At 54.0% G+C, this 1,279-nt stretch carries 2 rRNA genes; both read right to left on the bottom strand.

The window, feature by feature from the left end:
• Positions 1–400 (bottom strand): 23S ribosomal RNA (locus LUCIF_RS00025); the annotation flags it as partial.
• 513 nt (positions 401–913) lie between these two features.
• A 16S ribosomal RNA gene (locus LUCIF_RS00020) occupies positions 914–1,279 on the bottom strand; the annotation flags it as partial.

The following is a 1,279-nucleotide window of genomic DNA, read 5'->3' as shown; positions in this document are numbered from 1 at the left end:
ACTCTGGATTCCGGCCCTTTCGCTCCGTCTTTCGCCTACAAGGCTTTTACTTCCTGCGGCCTACCTTTCCAGGTAGTTCGGCTTGACTTCGCGACTCTTTTGCCGGTCCTCAACCCCAGCCGAGTTGCCTCGCCTGGTTTGGGCTTCTTCCCTGTTCGCTCGCCGCTACTTCGGGAATCTCGTTTGATTTCTTTTCCTCCGGGTACTTAGATGTTTCAGTTCCCCGGGTGCCCTCCTATTTTGCAATAGGTGACGGTGCATTACCACCGCCGGGTTCCCCCATTCGGAGATCCAGGGATTATTGCCTGCTTGCGGCTCCCCCCGGCTTTTCGGAGCTTACCCCGTCCTTCTTCGGCTCTTGGCGCCTAGGCATCCACCGTATGCCCTTTATAACTTGACTTCTTGCGCTATACCCGGTTGTCTATAAGCCGCCATCTGCGTTGTTGGCACTGCGCGTGCTCTCTTCGATGTCAACCGTCTTATCAATTGACATCCGCGTACTTTATCTACCTTTGTTGCCACAGAGATTCTGCGACACACAGGTTCAATTCAAAGATACGAAGTATCTTCCTAAAGTACGACTCCGTTCGCATGCTCCTGCCGCCTAGCAGCTGGCATCTTCTAGCCAACCTCTGGTTTGGACTCATAGGTCTTGGGGCACCGGAAGTCTCCTCCCTGCGCTTTGCGCCCTGAGCCCTGCGCCTTCTCTTTGCTCGTTAAGTTTACTCTCTCTTATCGAGAGGGTATCTTCTTCTTTCTTCTGTGCAGTTTTCAAGGAACCTTTGAGGGCTGTTCCCTCAAAACCAAACAATGTAAGTGGATACGACTGCGAGCGCTTAAGCTCCGTCTCGTATCTGCCAAATGTGTCCGACCTAGGATTTGAAGAATCCTGCGATTCCTCGTGTCTCCTTAGAAAGGAGGTGATCCAGCCGCACCTTCCGATACGGCTACCTTGTTACGACTTCACCCCAATCATCGGCCCCACCTTCGACGGCTGGCTCCTTTCGGTTACCTCACCGGCTTCGGGTGTTGCAGACTCTCGTGGTGTGACGGGCGGTGTGTACAAGGCCCGGGAACGTATTCACCGCAGCATGCTGATCTGCGATTACTAGCGATTCCGACTTCACGCAGGCGAGTTGCAGCCTGCGATCCGAACTGAGAGCTCCTTTGTGGGGTTTGCTTCACCTCGCGGCTTCGCTTCCCTCTGTTTAAGCCCATTGTAGTACGTGTGTAGCCCAGGACATAAGGGGCATGATGACTTGACGTCATCCCCGCCTTC

Origin of the sequence: Allolucifera butyrica (assembly GCF_900476375.1) — a bacterium.
In the GTDB taxonomy this organism is placed as follows: Bacteria; Bacillota; Negativicutes; order Sporomusales; family UPPP01; genus Lucifera; species Lucifera butyrica.
Note: the sequence above shows the minus strand (reverse complement) of the source record. Positions and strands in the feature narration are given on the sequence as shown.